This is a genomic window from Halomonas sp. (assembly GCF_041689495.1).
Lineage (GTDB): Bacteria > Pseudomonadota > Gammaproteobacteria > Pseudomonadales > Halomonadaceae > Halomonas.
Window position 1 is genome coordinate 1 of sequence record NZ_JBDNGD010000007.1, and the last position, 1,580, is coordinate 1,580.

At 64.5% G+C, this 1,580-nt stretch carries 3 protein-coding genes; all 3 read right to left on the minus strand.

Annotated elements, in window-relative coordinates; genetic code table 11:
- The coding region (locus ACESMD_RS00205; protein WP_372609292.1) for a thymidylate synthase at window positions 1-152 on the minus strand (152 nt) is incomplete at its 3' end.
- A 143-nt stretch (window positions 153-295) separates the two neighbouring features.
- Window positions 296-1,075: a prolipoprotein diacylglyceryl transferase gene (gene lgt / locus ACESMD_RS00210; RefSeq protein WP_372609293.1), complete on the minus strand. Its 780-nt coding sequence runs from the start codon at window positions 1,073-1,075 to the stop codon at window positions 296-298.
- Window positions 1,072-1,470, minus strand: a complete 399-nt coding sequence (locus tag ACESMD_RS00215; RefSeq protein WP_372609291.1) for a response regulator — start codon at window positions 1,468-1,470, stop codon at window positions 1,072-1,074. The genes lgt and ACESMD_RS00215 overlap by 4 nt, the downstream gene beginning before the upstream one ends.
- Between the last annotated feature and the right edge of the window lie 110 nt (window positions 1,471-1,580).

Sequence of the window (1,580 nt, forward strand, 5' to 3'; positions counted from 1 at the left end):
AAGCCGCGACCGAGGTCGAAGCGCATCTGGTGGCCGAAGATAGAGCGGGTGCCCACCCCGGTGCGGTCGCTGCGCACCACGCCGTGGTCGAGCACCTGACGCATCAGGTCGAGGTAGGGCTGTTCGAGGGCGGGAAGCGTCTGATCAGTCACGGGGCATCAAGGCTGGAAAATGGGCCTACCATTCTACACAGCGCCCTCCAACTCCGTAAGCCGGGACGCTACCACCAAGGAATCCCGAGGCAACGGTTGTTCTTAAAGCTTACAGCTTACAGCTTACAGCTCCTGGCTCCCCGTCAGGGTGTCGGCTGGCGGCGCGACCAGACGATCAAGGCAATACCCGTGGCGATCATCGGCAGCGTCAGCAACATGCCCATGGTCACCCAGCCGAGGGCGATGAAGCCGATATGGGCGTCGGGAAGGCGCACGAACTCCACCGCGAAGCGGAAGACGCCATAAAACAGCAGGAAGAGCCCGGAAAGCAGGCCACGGGCACGGGGCCGGGCCGAGACCCACCAAAGGATCACGAACAGCACGGCCCCTTCCAGCAGCGCCTCGTAGAGCGAAGAGGGATGGCGTGGCTCGGGTCCCATGCCGGGAAAGGGCATGCCCCAGGGCAGATCGGTGACTCGCCCGGGCAGCTCGCCGTTGATGAAGTTGCCGATGCGCCCGGCGCCCAGACCGATCGGCACCAGGGGAGCAACGAAGTCGGTCAGGGTGAGGAAGGCCAGGCGTTTCTTCCTGGCAAACCACAGAGCGGCCAGCACCACCCCGATCAGGCCACCGTGGAAGCTCATGCCGCCGTCCCAGATCCTGAAGATCCAGAGGGGATCGGCCAGCCACTGGCTCATGCCGTAGAAGAGCGCATAGCCCAGGCGCCCACCAGCCACCACGCCGATGGCAGCATAGAAGATCAGGTCACCGATATCGTCATGGGTCAGGCCGATGCGCTCGGCTCTGCGGTGACCCAGCCACCAGGCGGCGACGAAGCCGATCACGTACATCAGGCCATACCAGTGGATCTGGAAGGGCCCCAGTGAGATGGCCACCGGGTCGATTGTGGGGTAGTCCATCAGCGAGGATCCTTGGGTGAGAGGGTGTGCGAGGAGGGTTGGGATTGGCCGAGCCTCTCGGGGAGCCAGCAGCTGACCCGGTCGAGCAACGCCTGCGGACGATACGGCTTGGCGAGGTAATCGTCCATGCCGGCCTCCAGGAATCGGCGTTGATCGGCCTCGCTGGCATTCGTGGTCAAGGCGATCAGGATGCTGCGGCGCCCATGATTCTTTGATGCTTCCAGGTCGCGCCAGCGGCGGCTGGTTTCCATGCCGTCAAGGTCGGGCATGAAGATGTCCATCAGCACCAGGTCGAAGGGTTCACGGGCCAGGCATTCCAGGGCCTGGTTGCCGGTGGTAACCGTTACCACCGAGGCCCCCTGCTGCTCCAGCACCTGCCGGGCCAGGGTGAGGTTCACCGGGCCATCAGAGAGAGACGGCTGGGATCATTGCGACGCGGGGCGCCGATGTCCTCGTCCAGCACCCTGGACAGCGACCCCATCAGCGGTTTCAGCTCCCGACGCAGGTG